Below are 19,060 nucleotides of genomic sequence, written 5' to 3'. Positions count from 1 at the left end.
CGGCGGTCACGGGCTTCTCGCGTGTCCCGATCGCACTTGTGGCCGAAGCCCGTCCCCCTTTATAGTCAAGGTGACTCTTAAGGAGGCGGGCGTGAGCCTCGCGAACATCCTCGAACCCCTGCAGCAGCCGCTCTTCACGGTCCTGGACACCCCGGTCAGCTGGACCGAGGTCCTCGGCTTCGGCAGCGGAGCGCTCTGCGTCTGGCTGGTCGCCCGCCAGCACCTGGCCAACTGGCCCCTCGGCATCGCCAACAACCTCTTCTTCATCCTTCTCTTCGCGCAGGCCGGGCTCTACGCCGACGCCGGCCTCCAGATCGTCTTCATCGCCCTCGCCGTGTACGGCTGGTGGACCTGGACCCACGGGGGTGGACCAGGCTCCGACACCCTCCCGGTGCGCCGCACCTCGCGCACCGAGTGGACGTGGCTGATCACGGCGGGGGCGGTGGGGACCCTCGCCCTCACCCTGCTCCTGGACCGCGCCACCGACTCGACCGTCCCCTTCTGGGACGCCCTGACCACCGCGCTCTCCCTGGCGGCGACCTACGGCCAGTGCCGGAAGCGGCTGGAGTCCTGGTGGCTCTGGATCGCCGCCGACCTCGTGTACATCCCCCTGTACGCCCACAAGGAGCTGTACCTGACCTCCCTGCTGTACGCCGGCTTCCTGACGCTCTGCGTCCTCGGCCTGCGCAACTGGAACCGCGACCTCACCGCCCGGCGCGCGATCCCGGTGGAGGCGGCGGCATGAAGCGCTACGGCCATGGCCTGGTCCTCGGCAAGTTCTATCCGCCGCACGCCGGCCACCACCACCTCGTCCGCACCGCCCGCGACCGCTGCGAGCGCCTCACCGTCCTCGTCTGCGCCTCCTCCGTGGAGACCCTGACCCTGGAGGACCGGGTCGCCTGGATGCGCGAGACCCACCCCGACGTCCTCGTCGTCGGCGCCGTCGACGACATCCCCGTGGACCTCCAGGACCCGGACGTGTGGGCCGCCCACATGGCCGTCTTCCGTGCCGCCGTGCCCGAACCCGTCGACGCCGTCTTCACCTCCGAGCCCTACGGCGAGGAGCTGGGCCGCCGCTTCGGCGCCGACGCCGTCTGCGTCGACCCGGACCGTGCGCTCTTCCCCGTCTCCGGCACCGCCGTCCGCAAGGACCCCGTGGGCAACTGGGAGTTCCTCGAACCGCCCGTACGGGCCGCGCTCACCCGCCGGATCGTCGTCCTCGGCGCCGAGTCCACCGGCACCACCACCCTGGCCCTCGCCCTCGCCGACCACTACCGCAAGCGCGGCGGAGTGTGGTCCCGCACCGGGTACGTACCGGAGTACGGCCGTGCGTACAGCGAACTCAAGCTCGCCGAACTGCGCGCCGAACGCCCCGGCGCCACGTGGCCGGACGTCACCTTCCGCTCCAGCGACTTCCCCGTCATCGCCCAGCGCCAGGCCGAGCTGGAGGAGGAGGCCGCCCGCGCCGGATCGCCCGTCCTGATCTGCGACACCGACGCCTTCGCCACCACCATCTGGCACGAGCGGTACATCGGTACGGCCAGCGCCGACACCGGCCAGATCGCCGCCCGCGGCTGCCAGCACCTCTGGCTGCTCACCGACCACCACGGCGTCGACTTCGAGGACGACGGACTGCGCGACGGCGAGCACCTGCGCCCCTGGATGACCGCCCGCTTCGTGACCCAGCTCGCCCACAGCGGCCGCCGGACCGCCGTCCTCACCGGCCCGCACGAGGAGCGGCTGGCGACCGCGGTGGCCGCCGTGGACGCCCTCCTCGCCGAGGGCTGGCACCTCGCCGACCCCCTTCCGGAGCGCCGATGAACCGCGCCCAGGCCCCCGCCCAGGCCCCCGACGGCTACGACCGCCACGCCTTCGAGCCGTTCGCCGTCACCGCCGACCTCGCCGTCTTCACCCTCCGCGAGCAGCACCTCCACGTCCTGCTGGTGGAGCGCGGCCAGGAGCCGTACGCCGGGGACTGGGCCCTGCCGGGCGGATTCGTCCTGCCCCGCGAGTCCTCCGAACAGGCCGCGCGCCGCGAACTCGCCGAGGAGACCGGCCTCGCCGCGGACACCGTCGCCGGGCTCCACCTCGAACAGCTCCGCACCTACAGCGAACCCGACCGCGACCCCAGAATGCGGGTCGTCTCGGTCGCCTACACCGCCCTCGTCCCCGACCCGCCCGAGCCGCACGGCGGCGGCGACGCGGCACGGGCGCGATGGGCGTCGTACGGCACGCACGGGCCGCTCGCCTTCGACCACGACCGGATCCTCGCCGACGCCCGCGACCGCATCGGCGCCAAGCTCGAGTACACCTGCCTCGCCACCGCCTTCTGCCCGCCCGAGTTCACCCTCGGCGAGCTGCGGCAGGTGTACGAGACGGTCTGGGGCGTCGAACTCGACCGGCCCAATTTCCGGCGCAAGGTCCTCGCCACCCCCGGCTTCGTCCGGGCCGTGGAAGGACCACCGCGCCTCACCGGCGGACGGGGGAAACCGGCCGCTCTCTACCGGGCGGGAGAGGCCACGGCCCTCCACCCGCCGCTTCTGCGACCGGAAGGACGAACCACCCCATGAGGACGACGACGAAGCAGGCCGCGACCGGCGCACTGATGGGCCTGGCGCTGGGGGACGCGCTGGGTTTCCCCACCGAGTTCAACGACGTTCCGTCGATCCTGGCGAAGTGCGGCCCCTGGCGGGAGATGGCACTCCCCGGCGAGGGGCAGGGGACGGGGACGGCATACGTCACCGACGACACCCAGATGACCCTCGCCCTGGGCCGCGGTCTGCGCACCGCCATGGACCACGGCGTGCTCTCCCCGGCCGGGATGGCCGGGCCGGTCAGGGAGGAGTTCGTCGCCTGGTACCGCTCCCCGGACAACGACCGCGCCCCGGGACGCACCTGCATGGTGGCCTGCGGTCTGCTGTCGACCGAGATCCCCTGGCAGCGGGCGAGCCAGACCGGGTCCAAGGGCTGCGGCGCCAACATGCGGGTCGCCCCGATCGGCCTCGTGCCCGGTCTCGGAGAGGAGCAGCGCGCCGGCGCGGCCCAGCTCCAGGCCGCGCTCACCCACGGACACCCCACGGCGCTGGCCGCCTCCGACCTCACGGCCCGGGCCGTGTACCTGCTGGCCCAGGGCGTCGACCCGACCGGGCTCGTCGGCCACCTGCGCTCGTACGCCTACGAGAACCGCTCCCGCTACCACGAGACCTGGCTCGGCGACCTGTGGACGTACGCGCAGGACCCGTCGGCCCGCCACTTCATCGAGCGGGGCTGGGACGAGTGCCTCGCCGTCCTGGAGAGGCTCGACGCCGTCCAGCGCACGGCCGACCCGGAGCTGGACCCGTGCGCCGCCACCGGCGACGGCTGGATCGCGGAGGAAGCCCTCGCCACCGGGCTGCTGTGCTTCCTGCTCTTCCCCGACGAGCCCCTCACCGCCCTGCGCCGGGCCGCCTGCACCCGGGGCGACTCCGACTCGATCGCCTGCCTCACCGGCGCCTTCGCCGGCGCCCACCTGGGCCCGGGCGCCTGGCCGGCGGCCTGGACGGACCGGATCGAGTACCGCTCCGACCTCCTGACCCTGGGCGCCCTCTGGGACGCTTGATCCATGACGCTCGCCCTCACCCCCGCCACGGACCTCTCCGCGATCGTGGCGGAACAGCCCGACCCGCTGGTCTTCGCCACCGTCTCCGGCGCCCACTTGTACGGCTTCCCCTCCCGCGACTCGGACGTGGACCTGCGCGGCGTCCACCTGTTGCCGGTCGCGGGGCTGATCGGGCTGCGCGAGCCCGAGGAGACACGGACCCGGATGTGGGACCGCGACGGGGTCGAGATGGACCTCGTCACGCACGACCTGCGGAAGTTCGTCCGGCTGATGCTGCGGCGCAACGGCTACGTACTGGAGCAGCTGCTCTCCCCGCTGGTCGCCCACACCACCGACGTGCACGCCGAGCTGACCGCGCTCGCCCCGCGGGTGCTCACCGCACACCACGCGCACCACTACCGCGGCTTCGCGGGCACGCAGTGGCGGCTGTTCGAGCGGACGGGGGAGCTGAAGCCGCTCCTCTACACGCTGCGCGCCCTGCTCACCGGCATCCATCTGATGCGCGCGGGCGAGGTGCAGGCCCACCTGCCCACACTCGTCGGGGAGGTGGCCGAGGCCCCCGTCTACGTACCCGACCTGATCGAGGCGAAGGCGGCGGCCGAGCACGGTGCCGCCGACGTGGACGCCGAACGGGTGCGCGGGGACGTGGAGGCGCTCCACGGTGTCCTGGACGCGGCCCAGGCCGGGTCAGCGCTGCCCGAGGCTCCCGGCGGGCACGACGCCCTGCACGATCTCGTCGTCCGCGTCCGGCTGGAGGACGCGGAGCGCTGAGGAGCGGCGGGCGCGCGTCAGGAAGTCCTCCACGCGCGCGTGGTCCGGGTCGGCGGGCAGGGGGCTCGTGGTGGAGGCGCTGTCGGCCTCCTCCGTGAGGCGGGCCATCCAGGACTCCACCTCGGGCCACGGCACCTCGCCGCGCTTCACCGCGAGCAGCCGGTCCCGCTCGTCGCCGACGTGGATGGTCAGCTCACCGGTCCGCAGCAGGTCCCGGCAGCTCATCAGCAGCCGCAGCAGATGCATGGCGTGCTTCCAGCGCGGCGCGCCGTACTGGCGGACGTCGGCGTCGAGCTTCCTGCGCTGCCCGCCCGCGTACCGGACGAAGGTCCGGTGCGCCCGGCGGGACAGGAACGCCTCCCGCAGCGAGACCAGCTCGCGGCCGGTGGCGTCGATGGACTCGACCACGGGGGAGTGCAGGCACTCCAGGACGTTGGGGTTGGCGCGCAGGGCCAGCTCGCAGAAGCGTTCCAGCTCCCAGCTGAACTGCTCCTCTCCCGGGCCCTCCGCCTGGGCCGGGGGCTTGTCGAAGCGCCAGAAGAGCGGGGTCGGGGCGAGGAAGACGCCCCGACGGTCGGTGTCGCTCCCCTCGGTTTCCAGACCGAAGGCGCGCGACCCCATGACACAGGAGTAGATCGTATGGTCGCGCACCAGTTCCGCCGGAGTCATGGGCGACAGGCTACGCCAGGGTGATCCGGTCCCCGGACACGGTGATCCGCTCGGCCGGCAGGGGCCGCGTCGCCGGGCCCACGGCCACCGAACCGTCGGCGACGCGGAACTTGGAGCCGTGGCACGGACAGTCGATCGTGCCGTCCGCGACCTTGTTCACCAGGCAGCCCTGGTGGGTGCAGACCGCCGAGAAGGCCTTGAACTCGCCGGCCTTCGGCTGGGTGACGACGACCTTGCGCTCCTTGAAGACGGCCCCGCCCCCCACGGGGATCTGCGTGGTGCGCGCCAGCGCGTCACCGGCCGGCGCGGACGCCGCGGGGGAGGAGGCGGCCGGCTCGGACGCGGACGGCGACGGTGAGCCGTCCGTGCCCGCCGTCGGACTGGCCGTCGCGGTGCCGTCCTCGCCCCCGCCCGAGCCGCAGCCGGTGGCCAGGGCGGCGACCGAACCGGCGCCGGCGAACAGCACGGAACGGCGGGGCGTGACGTCGGGGGCCGGTGCGACGTCGGGAGCTTCTGGATTCATGCCCTCCAGCTTGGCGACGCGCCCCGCCGCCGCGCGGCAACACGCCTGGACCCGGCCCCCCGGCTCCCCCGCACGGCCGCCCGCGCCGAGTGGCGGCCCGGCCCCGCCGGAGCGACAGTGACCCTGTCTCGGAGGGCGGTCGCCGCGAACCGGCCCCTGAGAGGGTCACTACGCTGATCGGAGCACTGATCGCATTTCGAAGGAGCACGACGTGGCGGTACGAGCGGTCCGAGGCGCCGTCCAGCTGGAACGGGACGAGGCCGGACACATGCACGAGCAGGTCGAGGAGCTGCTCACCGCCGTCCTGGAGCGCAACGGGCTCACCGCCGACGACCTGATCAGCATCTGGTTCACGGCCACCCCCGACCTCCACAGCGACTTCCCGGCCGCCGCGGCCCGCCGGATCGGCATCGTCGACGTCCCCCTGATCTGCGCGCAGGAGCTGGACATCGAGGGCGCCATGCCGAGGGTCGTACGCCTCCTCGCCCACGTCGAGTCCGACCTCCCCAAGCCGGACGTCGCCCACGTCTACCTCGGCGCCGCCGCGGCCCTGCGCAAGGACATCGCCCAGTGAGGACCGCGCTCGTCATCGGCACCGGACTGATCGGGACCTCCGCCGCCCTCGCCCTCGCCGGCCGGGGCGTCGCCGTCCACCTCCGCGACCACGACCCGGCCCGCGCCCGGACGGCCGCCGCCCTCGGCGCCGGCACGGACGAGGCGCCCGAGGGGCCCGTCGACCTCGCGATCATCGCCGTACCGCCCGCGCACGTGGCGCGCACCCTCGCCGCCGCGATCGGGGACGGCCTCGCCCGCGGCTACCTCGACGTCGCGAGCGTCAAGGGCGGCCCCAAGCGGGAGCTGACGGAGCTGGGCGTCGACCTCACCGCCTACATCGGCACCCACCCGATGTCCGGCAAGGAGCGCTCGGGGCCGCTCGCCGCGACCGCCGACCTCTTCGAAGGACGGCCCTGGGTGCTCACCCCCACCCGGGACACCGACACCGAGGTCCTGAACCTGGCCCTGGAGCTGGTCGCGCTCTGCCGCGCCGTACCGGTCGTCATGGACGCGGACGCCCACGACCGGGCGGTCGCGCTCGTCTCCCACACCCCGCAGCTGGTGTCGTCGATGGTGGCCGCACGGCTCGAGGAGGCGGACGAGACTGCGGTACGGCTCTGCGGCCAGGGCATCCGGGACGTCACCCGGATCGCGGCCTCCGACCCCCGCATGTGGGTGGAGATCCTCTCGGCGAACCCCGGACCGGTCGCCGACGTCCTCGCGGGCGTCGCGGCCGACCTGGACGAGACGGTCCAGGCGCTGCGCGCGCTGCAGTCCGCGGACGCGACCGAGCGCCGCGGCGGCGCCACGGGCGTCGAGGACGTCCTGCGGCGGGGCAACGCCGGCCGCGCGCGCGTCCCCGGCAAGCACGGCGCCGCCCCGGCCCAGTACGAGACGGTCGCCGTCCTCATCAGCGACCAGCCGGGCGAGCTGGCCCGCATCTTCGCGGACGCGGGCCGCGCGGGTGTCAACATCGAGGACGTCCGCATCGAGCACGCCACCGGGCAGCAGGCGGGCCTGGTCCAGCTGATGGTGGAGCCCTCCGCGGCCCCCGTCCTGGGGGCGGCGCTGCAGGAGCGGGGCTGGGCACTGCGGGCGGGGTGACGCGGTCGTCCCGCCCGCTGGGCCGAATGGGTGCGCGGGAATCGGTAACCTTGGGGTGGCCCCCCGCATCCGATGGGCCTCACCGCGTACCCAGGAAGGTGTTCCCCACCGTGGAAACCGTGATCGTCGCCATCGACGGGCCCTCCGGCACGGGCAAGTCGAGCACCTCGAAGGCGGTTGCCGCCAAGCTGGGACTGAGCTACCTGGACACCGGCGCCCAGTACCGCGCCATCACCTGGTGGATGATCAGCAACGGCGTCGACGTCCAGGACGCCGACGCCGTCGCCAACGCCGCCGCCAAGCCCGTCATCGTCTCCGGTACGGACCCGGCCCGCCCGACGATCACCGTCGACGGGACCGACGCCGCCGGACCCATCCGTACCGAAGAGGTCACCGCCAAGGTCAGCGCCGTCAGCGCCGTCCCCGAGGTGCGGTCCCTCATCACCGAGCTCCAGCGGACCATCGCCCGGAGCGCGGACGGCGGCATCGTCGTCGAGGGACGGGACATCGGTACGACCGTCCTCCCCGACGCCGACCTCAAGATCTTCCTCACGGCCTCCCCCGAGGCCCGCGCCGCACGCCGCTCCGGCGAGCTGAAGGGCGCCGACGTGGCCGCCACCCGGCAGGCCCTGGTCAAGCGGGACGCGGCCGACTCCAGCCGCAAGACGTCTCCGCTGGCCAAGGCCGACGACGCCGTCGAGGTCGACACCACCGACCTCACCCTCGACCAGGTCATCGAATGCGTCGTCACGCTGGTCGAGGAGAAGAGGGCGGCCGCGCGGTGACCCTGCCCTCCGCGAAGGGCGCCGCCGTGGGGCGCGGCATCGGCATCGGGCTGATGTACGGCCTGTGGAAGCCGCGCGTCCTGGGCGCCTGGCGGGTGCCGGCCTCCGGGCCCGTCATCTTCGCCGTCAACCACGCCCACAACATCGACGGGCCCATGCTGATGGGCACCGCCCCCCGGCCGGTGCACTTCCTGATCAAGAAGGAAGCCTTCATCGGCCCCCTCGGCCCCTTCCTGGAAGGGATCGGGCAGCTCAAGGTGGACCGGGCCACCGCCGACCGGACCGCGATCGCCAACGCCCTCGCGGTCCTGGACCACGGCGGCGTCCTCGGGATCTTCCCCGAGGGCACCCGCGGCGAAGGCGACTTCGCCTCGCTGCGCGCCGGGCTCGCCTACTTCGCCCTCCGCAGCGGTGCGCCGATCGTCCCGGTCGCGGTGCTGGGAAGTTCCGACCGCCCCGGACGGTTGGTCAAGGCACTGCCTCCGCTGCGCAGCGGCGTGGACGTCGTCTTCGGCGACGCCTTCGAGGCGGGGGACGGGAGCGGCCGCCGCACCCGCAAGGCGCTCGACGACGCCACCATACGCATTCAGGAGCGGCTCACCGCCCACCTGAAAAACGCCAGGCGCCTCACCGGGCGCTGAGCGAGACTCTGAGTAGTGGGCCCCGAGGCTCGGGCACCCCACCGACCACGAATGATCAAGGAACGGACTTCATGAACGACCAGCACGACCACGGGGCGCTTGGCGATGCCGAGTACGCGGAGTTCATGGAGCTCGCCGCGGACGAGGGCTTCGACGTCGAGGAGGTCGAAGGCGCGATCGAGGAGGCCGGGCACGGCCCGCTCCCCGTACTCGCCGTCGTCGGCCGCCCCAACGTCGGCAAGTCGACCCTGGTGAACCGGATCATCGGCCGCCGCGAGGCCGTCGTCGAGGACAAGCCGGGCGTCACCCGCGACCGCGTCACCTACGAGGCCGAATGGGCCGGCCGCCGCTTCAAGGTCGTCGACACCGGCGGCTGGGAGCAGGACGTCCTCGGCATCGACGCCTCCGTCGCCGCCCAGGCGGAGTACGCCATCGAGGCCGCCGACGCCTGTGTCTTCGTGGTCGACGCCACCGTCGGCGCCACCGACACCGACGAGGCCGTCGTCAAGCTGCTGCGCCGGGCCGGCAAGCCCGTCGTGCTCTGCGCCAACAAGGTCGACGGCCCGTCCGGCGAGGCCGACGCCACCGCCCTGTGGTCGCTCGGTCTCGGCGAGCCGCACCCCGTCTCCTCCCTGCACGGCCGCGGTACGGGCGACATGCTCGACGCCGTCCTGGAGGCGCTGCCCGAGGCCCCCGAGCAGACCTTCGGCAACGCCGTCGGCGGCCCGCGCCGCATCGCGCTCATCGGCCGTCCGAACGTCGGCAAGTCCTCGCTCCTCAACAAGGTCGCCGGTGAGGACCGCGTCGTCGTCAACGAGCTGGCCGGCACCACCCGCGACCCGGTCGACGAGCTGATCGAGCTCGGCGGCATCACGTGGAAGTTCGTGGACACCGCCGGCATCCGCAAGAAGGTCCACCTCCAGGAAGGCGCGGACTACTACGCCTCCCTGCGGACCGCGGCCGCGATCGAGAAGGCCGAGGTCGCCGTCGTCCTGATCGACACCACGGACAGCATCTCGGTCCAGGACCAGCGCATCATCACGATGGCGGTCGAGTCCGGGCGTGCCCTCGTCATCGCCTACAACAAGTGGGACGAGCTGGACGAGGAGCGGCGCTACTACCTGGAGCGCGAGATCGAGACCGAGATGCAGCAGGTCTCCTGGGCGCCCCGGGTCAACGTCTCCGCCAAGACCGGCCGCCACATGGACCGGCTGGTCCCGGCGATCGAGACCGCGCTCGCCGGCTGGGAGACCCGCGTCCCCACCGGCCGTCTGAACGCCTTCCTCGGCGAGCTGGTCGCCGCCCACCCGCACCCGATCCGCGGCGGCAAGCAGCCCCGCATCCTCTTCGGCACGCAGGCGGGCACCAAGCCGCCCCGGTTCGTCCTCTTCGCCTCCGGCTTCCTGGAGCACGGCTACCGCCGCTTCGTCGAGCGCCGGCTGCGCGAGGAGTTCGGCTTCGAGGGCACCCCGATCCACATCTCGGTGCGCGTGCGCGAGAAGCGCGGCCGCAAGAAGTAGCCGCGGGACCGCGATGCGGTCGCGCGTCCTTCGCGGAGGCGGAGGACGACAAAGGCCGAGGGCCGGGGCGCGTCGCCCCGGCCCTCGGCCGTACCCCGTACCCCCGCCGTCCGTCCTACAGACCTCTGCGGGGCCCCGGCGGAAGGGCCGCCGGGAGGTGGTGGTGCTGCGCCGACCACGCCGCCGGCTGCGCCGCGTGCCGGTGGCCGTAGTGCCCGTGCAGTCCCGAGCCCACCTGCGTACCGAAGGCCCGGAAGGTCAGATCCTCCTCGCCGCTGCGGTCACCCGGCAGGGCGCGGAACGACCGGCGGTACTCCGAGTACAGGGCGTCGTAGATCGGCGTCGCCGACTCGCCCGCCATCACGTCCTGCGCGGGACGCATCGAAGGGATCTGACTCGGATAGGGCTGACGGAGTGGGTCGTATGTGTGCACGTATGTGCCAACGACACCGTCGTCCGTCGGATGCGGGCGGCCCTCGGAAAGAGCCGCCCGCCGGGGGCGGGGGACCGTCGGACCCCCGGGGCCGTGCCCCGCCGCCCCTAAGCCGGGACGACCGTGCTCCCTCACGTGCCGGCCAGCGGCATCGCGGCCGCGACCAGACGGCCGTTGGCCGCCGCCTTCTCCAGCGCGTCGCGCAGCAGGTCCTCGCGCGGCTGCTGCCCGATCGAACCCACCGGCGCGGCGAAGACCAGGACCGTGTGCGACTTGTTCGCCGCCGCGCGCCAGCCCTCCGTCACCTGGAGCGGCTGGTGGGCCTGCCACCAGGCGGCCTGGCCGTGGCCGCCCGCACCGGGCTGGAGCACGGAGTGCAGCTGGCCCATGGCCACGAGCACGGACCAGCCCGGCAGCGTGCCCGGCTTCCGGTTCAGGTCGGACACCGGCGCGAAACCCTGCTCGATCAGCAGCGGCAGGAACTCGTCGCTCAGCCCGTCCGACCCCGGACGCGCGACGGGCGCGGTCGGCTCGACGACCAGCGCCGGGTGCAGCTCACCCTCGATCAGCACGAGACCACTGGTCACCCCGAGGACCGCCTGCTCCGGGTGGGCGGCCGTGAGCGCGTCCGCCGCGTCCGTCGCGGCGATGGAACGGACGGCACCCTGGAGCTGCTCCTCGGCGACCTGGACGACCTGCGAGGGGATGCAGCTGGCGTGGGCGAACGCCAGGACGGCCGTCTCCTCGCCGACGAACAGCACGGTGCTCGTGCGCTCCTGCTCGGAGTCGCCCGGCGTGCGGCAGGAGGTGCAGTCGTAGCTGCCCGGGGCATTGTCGCCGGCGAGCAGCCGGTCGGCTTCTTCGTCGCCGATCTCGGCGCGTACGTCCTCGCTGACGTCGAGCATGCGCGGCACGGGGGGCTCCCTGGACTCGGTACGTGCGACACCGGGCGGATCCCGGCTCGTCTCATGACGAGTTCAACGGGAGAGGCTCTGCCGGGGTCACGCGTCGCGGCGCGCCAAGTTGCGCGAGCGCCGGTACCTCCGACCGGGTGGGCGGCGCGGCCCGTACCGCGCGGCACGGGCCCGGGAGGCGGGCGGGCTGCCTAGCCTGCGTCGATGTCGAAAATCGTATGGATGACAGCCGGTGTGTGCTCCGCCGCTCTGCTGGCCCTGCTCCCGGCGCCGGCCCGAGCGGACGGACCTCCGCCGCGTCCCGGAGCCTCCGGAGCCCCGGGCGTGCCCGGGCTTCCCGCTCTGCCGGGGGTCCCCGGGCGCCCGTCGGCGCCCTGGATCCCGGTCGTCCCGTGGGCCCCTGACACCGCGTGGACCCCGGGGATCCCGTGGGCCGACGGCCCGTGGGGCTCCGACGCTCCCTGGGACCCGCCCAGGACCGAGGGCCCCGGCGGGCCGGCGGACTCCGACGGCCCGGCGGACCCCGGCGGCGCGGACGCCCCCGAGGCGACCGAGGATCCCGGCACCGCACCGGGGTCGGGCGGCCCGCCGGCGTCCGGCGCCCCGCCCGCGTCGGCCGCCTCGTGCGCAGAGGACCAGTGGCCCTGGGGCTGCGTCGCCGAGTGCGAGAGCGGCGGCCGCTGGAACACGAACACCGGCAACGGCTTCTACGGCGGCCTGCAGTTCCGGCAGTCGACCTGGGTGGAGTTCGGCGGCCTGCGCCACGCCGCGCGCGCCGACCTGGCGACCCGTCAGCAGCAGATCACGGTCGCGGAGGACGTCCTGCGGATCCAGGGCTGGAACGCCTGGCCGGTCTGCTCCCGACGGTACGGACTGAGCGGACGCGCCCACGTGGTCCAGCCGGGGGACACCCTCAGCTCGATCGCCCGGCGCTTCGGGATCAGCGGGGGCTGGAAGGCGCTGTACGAGGCGAACCGCACCCTGATCGGCCCCGACCCGAACCGCATCGTGACCGGCACCATGCTGAAGATCGCACCCCTGTAGGCCGGTTGGACCGGACGGGAGGCGGCGGCACCGGCCGTGCCGCCGCCTCCCAGGCGGCTACCGACCGTGAAGGGGCGGGCGGCCACGCAGTACAGTCGCCACGACCGACCCATTCACCGGGGGGAACCGGCAGCACGATGCGCATCTCCTTTCTGCTCCACAACGGCTACCACATCGGCGGCACCATCCGGACGACGTTCACCCTCGCCCAGGTGCTGGCGGAGCGTCACGAGGTGGAGATCGTCTCGGTGTTCCGCCACCGCGACGAACCGATCCTCGGCGTCCCCGCCGGAGTGACGCTGCGCCACCTCGTCGACCTACGGAAGAACAGCCCCGGTTACGACGGCGGTCACCCCGACTTCTCCCGGCCCGCCCGGGTCTTCCCGCGCGGCGACGGCCGGTGGAAGCAGTACAGCGCCCTCACCGACACCCGGATCGGCGAGCACCTGAGGACCGTCGAGGCCGACGTGGTGGTCGCCACGCGCCCCGGCCTCAACGTGCAGCTGGCCCGGCAGGCCCGGCGCGGCCCGGTCCTGATCGGCCAGGAGCACCTCATCCTCGACGGCCACAGCTACCGGCTCCGCCGCGACATCGGGCACCACTACGCCCTCCTGGACGCCGTCACCACCGTCACCGAGGCCGACGCCCGCTCGTACCGCGCGCTCGCCCTGCCGGACGTCCGGATCGACGCCGTCCCCAACAGCGTCCCCGCGCCGAGCGTGCCGCCGGCGGACCCCGCGGCGAAGATCGTCGTCGCGGCGGGGCGGCTGACCCCCGTCAAGCGGTACGACGTGCTCATCGACGCCTTCGCCGAGGTGGCCGCGGCCCGTCCCGACTGGCGGCTGCGGATCTACGGCACCGGTGACGCCGCCGACAACCTGAAGAAGACGCTCGCCCGGCAGATCGAGCGGCTCGGTCTCGGCGAGAACGTCTTCCTCATGGGCACCGCCAACCCGATGGAGCCGGAGTGGGCCAAGGGCTCGCTCGCGGCCGTCACCTCCCGGCGGGAGTCCTTCGGGATGACCATCGTCGAGGCGATGCGGTGCGGACTGCCGGTCGTCTCCACCGACTGCCCGCACGGCCCCCGGGAGATCATCGAGGACGGCGTCGACGGCCGCCTCGTGCCGGTCGACGACACGGCCGCGATCGCCCGCGCCCTGCGGGAGCTGATCGACGACGACGAACTGCGCGCGAAGACCGCGCGCGCCGCCCTGGCGGCCTCCGAGCGCTTCGACCCGGTCCGGATCGCCGCCCGGCACGAGGAGATCTGGTCCGCCCTCACCGCCCGGGGCGCCCGCGCCCGCCACCACGGAGCCGTGCGGGACGCCCTGCACCGCACGATCGGCACCGCGATCGACGCCGTCTACACCGCGAAGGCGAAGGCCGGCACGCTGGTCCGCCGCTTCCGCTGACCCCACCCGGCCCGGCGCCCCCGGCTTCGGTGCCCGGCTCGGCGGCCCCGGGCGGTCGGGGGCGGTTCCCTACGGTCCGGGGTAGCGCCTCGCCCGGGGTAGCGCCTTTCATCGAGGACCGTAGCTGTCCGCGACGGCTGGCAGACTCGGCCCCATGTTGGAGACCTCCGCACGACTGCTGCGCCTGCTCTCACTACTGCAGGCCCACCGCGAATGGTCCGGCGCCGATCTCGCCGACCGGCTCGGTGTCACCCCGCGGACCGTGCGGCGGGACGTCGACCGGCTGCGCGAGCTCGGCTATCCCGTCAACGCCAGCCCGGGTACCGGGGGCGGGTACCAGCTCGGCGCGGGCGCCGAACTCCCCCCGCTGCTCCTGGACGACGAGGAGGCCGTCGCCGTCGCCGTCGGGCTCCGCACGGCCGCCGGCCAGGGCATCGAGGGCATCGGCGAGACCTCCGTACGCGCCCTGGCCAAGCTGGAGCAGGTCCTGCCCGGCCGGTTGCGGCGCCGGGTGAGCGCCCTGAACGCCTACACCGTGCCGATGCTCCGCACACCCGGAAGCCCGGTCGACCCGGCGGTCCTCACCGAGCTGGTGGCCGCCTGCCGGGACAGCGAACGGCTCCGCTTTGCGTACCGGGACCACGGCGGCGCCACCAGCCGCCGCACGGTCGAGCCGCACCGCCTGGTGTGCACCGAGCGCCGCTGGTACCTGGTCGCCTGGGACGTGGACCGGGCGGGCTGGCGTACGTTCCGTGCCGACCGGATCGAGCCCACGCCGCCCCACGGCCCGCGGTTCCCGCCCCGCGAACCGCCCGCAGAGGACCTCGCCGCCTATGTCTCGAAGGGCGTCTCCACGGCCGCCTACGCCCTGGAGGCGACCTTCCGGCTGCACGTCCCCCTCGCGGAGGCGGCCACGGTCGTGGGGCCCATGGACGGCGTCCTGGAGGCGGACGGCGAGGACGCCTGCCTGCTCCGCACCGGTGCCGCGAACCCGGACTATCTGCTGATGCACGTGGCGCTGATGGGCCTGGAGTTCGAGGTGATCGATCCGCCCGGCCTGGACGAACGGATGCGGACGATCAGGGACCGTATCGACCGCGCCCTCGGCCGGGCTCCCGGCGGCCGCGCCCCTGCTCAGAGCGCCGCTCAAGCCCCTGATCCGGTTCTCGGCGCGGATCCCGATACGGCTTCGGCCGAGAGCTGATCCGCCGTGGTGTGCGGGGTCGAATGGCCGTCGGCCGTCGTAATGCGGCCCGGGGGCGTGGCGCTCCGTCAATTCCGTCCGCACGGGCCGGACAGGGGAATTGCCGGGCTTCTGCGGCACCTTCGCTATGAGTCCCTGAATTGCCGGAGAAACGGCCGGAAACCGCCTGATCGAGTGATGATGTTCTTGTCAAACATATGTCGAGAACCTGTGACACAAGCGTGACCGGTGAGGTACATGAGGTAGTTCGGGCCTCTCGAACACCCCGCGCTTCCGTCACCGTCCGACGCCGCCTACCGTGGGCACATGACACCCAAGCCGACCTCTCCCGTACCGCCCGAAGACGGCTCCGCGGAGTCCTACGTGGGGCTCGACGCCGAACGCGCCGAGCAGCTCGCCAAGGCCCGTGGCTGGAGCGTGGTGCGCTCGCTTCCGCCCGGTTCGATAATCACCATGGAGTACCTCGAAGGGCGTCTCAACTTCGAGGTGGACAACGGCACCGTCACCCGCTGCTGGCTCGGCTAGCGCGGACGCACGCCCTCCCGGACCCGGGAGGCGGCCGCGACCGCCGGACACAGGGAAGGGCCCCGGCCGAAGCCGGGGCCCTTCTCCATGCGGTCGTGCCGGGGTGCTCCTGGCGGTTCTCAGCCACCCGTGAGCGGCCGCGAGTGCGGCGGCCGACGGCTGCCCGCCGGGGTGACCGGGGTCCGCTCCGAGCGCACGGCGTGCGGCCGGGCGGCCAGCGGCGGGGCGAGCCGCCCCTCTCCGCGCCCGGCCGGGGCCGCCCTGCCGGTTCTGGACCCGACGACCTCCCGTACCGGCTCCTCCGCCGCCGCCGGACGCCGCGGATACGGCGCCGGACGCGGGCCGCCGGTCGCGACGGGCAGCGAGGGCACCAGACGGCGACGGGCCCGCAGCTGCTCGCGCACCCGGTCCCGCAGGCTGAGGACCAGCGCCTCCGCCCAGGCGATCAGCGGCTCGCACCAGGGCAGCGCGAGCAGGATCAGCAGGCCGGCGGCCCAGCCCAGCAGTACGTCGCTGAGCCAGTGCGTCCCCAGATACACGGTGGTCAGGCCGACGCCCAGGGCGACCACGGCCGAGAGGGCCGACAGATAGCGCCGGGCCCGCGGAGTCGTGGCCAGATAAGCCAGGATTCCCCAGGTCACGACCGCGTTGGCGGTGTGTCCCGACGGAAATATATCGCCGCCCGCGAAGAGCTCGGCCGAGCCGATCTGCGTCGCGTAATGGGGGCCGAGACGGCCGAGTCCGATCTTGACCGCGCCGACCGTGATGTTCAGCAGCAGCAGCGCCGCGCCGAGGGTGAGCAGCGGCCGCAGCGTGTGCTGGCGCCATGAGCGCCAGCCCAGCCAGGCCGCCACCATCACGGCTGTGGGGCCGCGCTGACCGAGGACCACGTAGTAGTCGAGGAAGGCGTGCAGCTCCGGCCACTGCTGGTAGGGACGGAAGAGCATGATCTTCCAGTCGAGGGTCACCAGCCAGGACGACAGCAGCACGGCCACCACGATGGCGAGATAGAACGCCGACGTCCCGCCGAAGAGGGCGAGACGCGTGCGGGTCATCCGCGGGACCTCTATCTTCGGCGGTTCCGGCTCCCGGTCCAGCCGGGCAAAGATGTCGGTACGCACCCAATCGACGTTACAGGGAGTGAGTAGCGACCCTGGTCGATCCGGTCTCTTCGTGATGACGATGTGATGTGGAGTTGGTCTCAACCGGGGGGTTTTTCCCGGCCCCGGTCTGAGAATCCGATGAGCTTCCGCCCGAATGCCGGAGGCGACTTTCCGGAAGTCTGTTTGTACGCCGGGGAAATGCCCCACACGCTTGTCCGCGCGGAATTCCACGCGACACGCGGCGCCCCGGAGTGGCGTACGACACACTCCCCGGCCCGCCGGGGTGAGAGCTGCACCACGCGCTCGGGCCTTGAACTCGCGTACGCTGACGGCTCACTCGCCCGTCGATGCCGGGCCGCCACGAGGCCGCGCGCCCCGGTCGGCGACCGCCGAGCGCGAGAGATTCACTGGGAGGTACGGACATGCAGCGGACGATCACGGCCGGAGCACGGCTCCGGGCCGCCGGCGGCGGTGCCAACCGCTGGGTCGTCCTCGTCGTCCTCTGCGTCAGCCTGCTGCTGGTCGCCCTGGACGCCACCGTCCTCCACGTCGCCGTCCCCTCCCTCACCGAGGACCTGCGCCCCAGCTCCACCGCGCTCCTCTGGATCGTGGACGCCTACCCCCTGATCTGCGCCTCACTGCTGATCCTCTTCGGCACGCTCGGCGACCGGGTCGGACGGCGCCGGGTGCTCCTGCTCGGTTACGCGCTGTTCGGGGTCGCCTCCGCGGTCGCCGCCCTGGCGACCGTCCCCGAGGTGCTGATCGGGGCCCGCGCCCTGCTCGGTGTCGGCGGCGCCATGATCATGCCCGCCACCCTGTCGATCCTCCGGGCGGTCTTCCCCGACCGGCGGGAGCGCGCCACCGCCATCGGCATCTGGACCGCCGTCGCCGCGGTCGGCGCCGCTACAGGACCGGTCCTCGGCGGCTTCCTCGTCGAGCACTACTGGTGGGGCTCGGTCTTCCTGATCAACATCCCGCTGATGGCGCTGATCCTCCCGGCCGGCCGCTGGCTGCTCCCGGAGTCCAAGGGCGGCGGCGACGGCCCCTGGGACATCCTCGGCGCGCTGATGGCGGCGGCCGGCGTCCTCGGCGCGGTCCTCGGCGTGAAGCGGATCGGCGCCGGCGACCCGCCGCTCTCCCTCGAGACCGCGGGGCCGCTGCTCCTCGGCGCGGCGCTCCTGATCCTCTTCGTACGGCGCCAGCGGCGCCGGAAGCATCCGCTGGTCGACATGCGGCTGTTCTCCCGGCCCGCGTTCACCACCTCCGTCGGCTGCATCGTGCTCGCCATGCTGGCCCTGGTCGGCCTGGAGCTGATCGCCGTCCAGTACCTCCAGCTGGTCCTCGGACTGAGCCCCCTGGAGACGGGGCTGCGCCTGCTGCCCCTCACCTTCGCCGCCATGGCGGCCGGCGCCACCGGCTCGTACACGCTGCGCCGCATCGGCCCGCGCCGGATGGTCGGCTGGGGCTTCGTCCTCACGGCCGCGGCCGTCCTGCTGCTGGTCATGATGGGCCAGGACGACCGGCCGCTGCTGCTCACCGTCGGCTTCGTCCTGCTCGGCTTCGGCCTGCAGACGACGCTCTTCTCGGCATACGAGTCGATGCTCAGCGAGGCCCCGCCGGAGAGCGCGGGCGGGGCGGCGGCGATCGGCGAGACCTCGTACCAGCTCGGCGCGGGCATGGGCATCGCCCTGCTGGGCAGCGTGATGAACGCGTCGTACGGCCCCGGCCTCGCCGCCGTGCCGGGCGTCCCGGCCGAAGCGGGCCGGGCCGCCGCGAACTCGCTCGGCGAGGCCTACCAGGTCGCCGACCGGCTCGGCGGCACCGCCGGGACGGCGCTGTACCACGCGGCCCGGCACGCCTTCGTGAACGGCCTGCACGTGACGCTCCTCGTCAGTGCCGGGCTGCTGCTCCTCGGCGCGCTGATGGCGCTGCGGCTGCCCCGGGTCATGGAGTGCCCGGTGGAGGCGGAGGACCCGGCCGCCTTCCCGGTGATCGCGGACGCCCGCGACGCGGTACGGGTGCCGGCGACGCGCGAGCCCCTGCGCAGCGAGCCCGTGGGACGCGGGCGCGGAGCGGCGGAGCCCGCCGGTCGCGGGCACGGTGTCGGTGAAGGAGCGGAGGGCGGTGCCGCGGGCCGCGCGGCCGTCGGCTGCGAGGCCCTCGGGCGCGAAGCAGCCGCGCGGGAGTCCGCGGGCCGTCGGCCGGTCGAACGTGAACACGTCGAGCGGGCCGGATCCGGGCGCACCGCGCGCTGAACGG

The 19,060-nt window shown here is 73.5% G+C and carries 20 protein-coding genes; 15 read left to right on the top strand and 5 right to left on the bottom strand.

Going from position 1 to position 19,060, the window contains the following annotated elements; genetic code table 11:
- Window positions 1–91: 91 nt before the first annotated feature.
- Genes pnuC through ACZ6RC_RS26000 form a run of 5 tightly spaced genes read left to right on the top strand, consistent with a single transcriptional unit; the run spans window position 92 to window position 4,369 of the window.
- A complete protein-coding gene (pnuC, locus tag ACZ6RC_RS26020) occupies window positions 92–745 on the top strand; it encodes a nicotinamide riboside transporter PnuC (RefSeq protein WP_469587445.1) in 654 nt (217 codons plus the stop codon).
- Window positions 742–1,821, top strand: coding sequence for an AAA family ATPase (locus ACZ6RC_RS26015; RefSeq protein WP_469587442.1), 1,080 nt, complete (start codon window positions 742–744; stop codon window positions 1,819–1,821). The genes pnuC and ACZ6RC_RS26015 overlap by 4 nt, the downstream gene beginning before the upstream one ends.
- Window positions 1,818–2,570 carry an NUDIX hydrolase gene (locus tag ACZ6RC_RS26010; protein ID WP_469587439.1) on the top strand — a complete coding sequence of 251 codons (753 nt, stop codon included), beginning with the start codon at window positions 1,818–1,820 and terminating at the stop codon, window positions 2,568–2,570. Before ACZ6RC_RS26015 ends, ACZ6RC_RS26010 begins: the two co-directional genes overlap by 4 nt.
- Window positions 2,567–3,598: an ADP-ribosylglycohydrolase family protein gene (locus tag ACZ6RC_RS26005; RefSeq protein ID WP_469587436.1), complete on the top strand. Its 1,032-nt coding sequence runs from the start codon at window positions 2,567–2,569 to the stop codon at window positions 3,596–3,598. Before ACZ6RC_RS26010 ends, ACZ6RC_RS26005 begins: the two co-directional genes overlap by 4 nt.
- A gap of 3 nt (window positions 3,599–3,601) precedes the next feature.
- Window positions 3,602–4,369, top strand: coding sequence for a nucleotidyltransferase domain-containing protein (locus ACZ6RC_RS26000; RefSeq protein WP_469587433.1), 768 nt, complete (start codon window positions 3,602–3,604; stop codon window positions 4,367–4,369).
- Here the strand turns inward: ACZ6RC_RS26000 and ACZ6RC_RS25995 are convergent.
- The gene (locus ACZ6RC_RS25995; protein WP_469587430.1) at window positions 4,286–5,038 is read right to left on the bottom strand and encodes a nucleotidyltransferase domain-containing protein; all 753 of its coding nucleotides are present in this window, start codon (window positions 5,036–5,038) and stop codon (window positions 4,286–4,288) included. The genes ACZ6RC_RS26000 and ACZ6RC_RS25995 overlap by 84 nt on opposite strands.
- Before the next feature lie 10 nt (window positions 5,039–5,048).
- The gene (locus tag ACZ6RC_RS25990; RefSeq protein WP_469587427.1) at window positions 5,049–5,561 is read right to left on the bottom strand and encodes a Rieske (2Fe-2S) protein; all 513 of its coding nucleotides are present in this window, start codon (window positions 5,559–5,561) and stop codon (window positions 5,049–5,051) included.
- 211 nt (window positions 5,562–5,772) lie between these two features.
- Between ACZ6RC_RS25990 and aroH the strand changes: the two genes are divergently transcribed.
- The 5 genes from aroH to der all read left to right on the top strand — a co-directional run bounded on the left by aroH (window position 5,773) and on the right by der (window position 10,166).
- Window positions 5,773–6,135 carry a chorismate mutase gene (gene aroH / locus ACZ6RC_RS25985; RefSeq protein ID WP_469587424.1) on the top strand — a complete coding sequence of 121 codons (363 nt, stop codon included), beginning with the start codon at window positions 5,773–5,775 and terminating at the stop codon, window positions 6,133–6,135.
- The gene (locus ACZ6RC_RS25980; protein WP_391144488.1) at window positions 6,132–7,220 is read left to right on the top strand and encodes a prephenate dehydrogenase; all 1,089 of its coding nucleotides are present in this window, start codon (window positions 6,132–6,134) and stop codon (window positions 7,218–7,220) included. The genes aroH and ACZ6RC_RS25980 overlap by 4 nt, the downstream gene beginning before the upstream one ends.
- 98 nt (window positions 7,221–7,318) lie before the next feature.
- Window positions 7,319–8,005 carry a (d)CMP kinase gene (cmk, locus tag ACZ6RC_RS25975; protein ID WP_391144490.1) on the top strand — a complete coding sequence of 229 codons (687 nt, stop codon included), beginning with the start codon at window positions 7,319–7,321 and terminating at the stop codon, window positions 8,003–8,005.
- Window positions 7,960–8,646, top strand: coding sequence for a lysophospholipid acyltransferase family protein (locus ACZ6RC_RS25970; protein ID WP_391144491.1), 687 nt, complete (start codon window positions 7,960–7,962; stop codon window positions 8,644–8,646). The genes cmk and ACZ6RC_RS25970 overlap by 46 nt, the downstream gene beginning before the upstream one ends.
- A gap of 71 nt (window positions 8,647–8,717) precedes the next feature.
- Window positions 8,718–10,166: a ribosome biogenesis GTPase Der gene (gene der / locus ACZ6RC_RS25965; protein WP_391144493.1), complete on the top strand. Its 1,449-nt coding sequence runs from the start codon at window positions 8,718–8,720 to the stop codon at window positions 10,164–10,166.
- 115 nt (window positions 10,167–10,281) lie between these two features.
- On the opposite strand, the gene ACZ6RC_RS25960 is transcribed toward der, so the two are convergent.
- Entirely contained in the window at window positions 10,282–10,548 is a 267-nt protein-coding gene (locus ACZ6RC_RS25960) for a hypothetical protein (RefSeq protein WP_453619647.1), read from the bottom strand.
- 182 nt (window positions 10,549–10,730) lie between these two features.
- On the bottom strand, window positions 10,731–11,513 hold the full coding sequence (locus ACZ6RC_RS25955; protein WP_391144495.1) for a hypothetical protein: 783 nt from the start codon (window positions 11,511–11,513) through the stop codon (window positions 10,731–10,733).
- A 222-nt stretch (window positions 11,514–11,735) separates the two neighbouring features.
- On the opposite strand from ACZ6RC_RS25955, the gene ACZ6RC_RS25950 reads away from it, so the two are divergent.
- From ACZ6RC_RS25950 to ACZ6RC_RS25935, 4 genes are all read left to right on the top strand, one after another.
- Window positions 11,736–12,557: a LysM peptidoglycan-binding domain-containing protein gene (locus tag ACZ6RC_RS25950; protein ID WP_469587416.1), complete on the top strand. Its 822-nt coding sequence runs from the start codon at window positions 11,736–11,738 to the stop codon at window positions 12,555–12,557.
- A gap of 137 nt (window positions 12,558–12,694) precedes the next feature.
- Complete coding sequence (locus ACZ6RC_RS25945; protein WP_469587413.1) at window positions 12,695–13,969, top strand: glycosyltransferase family 4 protein; 1,275 nt, start codon at window positions 12,695–12,697, stop codon at window positions 13,967–13,969.
- Window positions 13,970–14,123: 154 nt separating this feature from the next.
- Complete coding sequence (locus ACZ6RC_RS25940) at window positions 14,124–15,173, top strand: helix-turn-helix transcriptional regulator (RefSeq protein WP_469587411.1); 1,050 nt, start codon at window positions 14,124–14,126, stop codon at window positions 15,171–15,173.
- A 306-nt stretch (window positions 15,174–15,479) separates the two neighbouring features.
- Window positions 15,480–15,698, top strand: a complete 219-nt coding sequence (locus ACZ6RC_RS25935) for an I78 family peptidase inhibitor (RefSeq protein WP_391144503.1) — start codon at window positions 15,480–15,482, stop codon at window positions 15,696–15,698.
- Between the two features lie 119 nt (window positions 15,699–15,817).
- Here the strand turns inward: ACZ6RC_RS25935 and ACZ6RC_RS25930 are convergent, their stop codons facing one another.
- Window positions 15,818–16,819, bottom strand: coding sequence for a phosphatase PAP2 family protein (locus ACZ6RC_RS25930; protein WP_391144505.1), 1,002 nt, complete (start codon window positions 16,817–16,819; stop codon window positions 15,818–15,820).
- Between the two features lie 404 nt (window positions 16,820–17,223).
- Between ACZ6RC_RS25930 and ACZ6RC_RS25925 the strand changes: the two genes are divergently transcribed.
- A complete protein-coding gene (locus tag ACZ6RC_RS25925) occupies window positions 17,224–19,056 on the top strand; it encodes an MFS transporter (RefSeq protein WP_391144506.1) in 1,833 nt (610 codons plus the stop codon).
- Window positions 19,057–19,060: the final 4 nt, after the last annotated feature.

This window comes from Streptomyces sp. NPDC048353 (assembly GCF_055587165.1).
The sequence above is the reverse complement of the archived record's forward strand: the minus strand, read 5'-3'. Positions and strand labels throughout refer to the sequence as shown.

Coding starts and splice junctions, on each gene's coding strand:
- ACZ6RC_RS26015 (WP_469587442.1), top strand. CDS start 742: ATGAAGCGCTACGGCCATGGCCTGGTCCTCGGCAAGTTCTATCCGCCG.
- ACZ6RC_RS26010 (WP_469587439.1), top strand. CDS start 1,818: ATGAACCGCGCCCAGGCCCCCGCCCAGGCCCCCGACGGCTACGACCGC.
- ACZ6RC_RS26005 (WP_469587436.1), top strand. CDS start 2,567: ATGAGGACGACGACGAAGCAGGCCGCGACCGGCGCACTGATGGGCCTG.
- ACZ6RC_RS26000 (WP_469587433.1), top strand. CDS start 3,602: ATGACGCTCGCCCTCACCCCCGCCACGGACCTCTCCGCGATCGTGGCG.
- ACZ6RC_RS25995 (WP_469587430.1), bottom strand. CDS start 5,038: ATGACTCCGGCGGAACTGGTGCGCGACCATACGATCTACTCCTGTGTC.
- ACZ6RC_RS25990 (WP_469587427.1), bottom strand. CDS start 5,561: ATGAATCCAGAAGCTCCCGACGTCGCACCGGCCCCCGACGTCACGCCC.
- ACZ6RC_RS25970 (WP_391144491.1), top strand. CDS start 7,960: ATGCGTCGTCACGCTGGTCGAGGAGAAGAGGGCGGCCGCGCGGTGACC.
- der (WP_391144493.1), top strand. CDS start 8,718: ATGAACGACCAGCACGACCACGGGGCGCTTGGCGATGCCGAGTACGCG.
- ACZ6RC_RS25960 (WP_453619647.1), bottom strand. CDS start 10,548: ATGCGTCCCGCGCAGGACGTGATGGCGGGCGAGTCGGCGACGCCGATC.
- ACZ6RC_RS25950 (WP_469587416.1), top strand. CDS start 11,736: ATGACAGCCGGTGTGTGCTCCGCCGCTCTGCTGGCCCTGCTCCCGGCG.
- ACZ6RC_RS25945 (WP_469587413.1), top strand. CDS start 12,695: ATGCGCATCTCCTTTCTGCTCCACAACGGCTACCACATCGGCGGCACC.
- ACZ6RC_RS25940 (WP_469587411.1), top strand. CDS start 14,124: ATGTTGGAGACCTCCGCACGACTGCTGCGCCTGCTCTCACTACTGCAG.
- ACZ6RC_RS25935 (WP_391144503.1), top strand. CDS start 15,480: ATGACACCCAAGCCGACCTCTCCCGTACCGCCCGAAGACGGCTCCGCG.
- ACZ6RC_RS25925 (WP_391144506.1), top strand. CDS start 17,224: ATGCAGCGGACGATCACGGCCGGAGCACGGCTCCGGGCCGCCGGCGGC.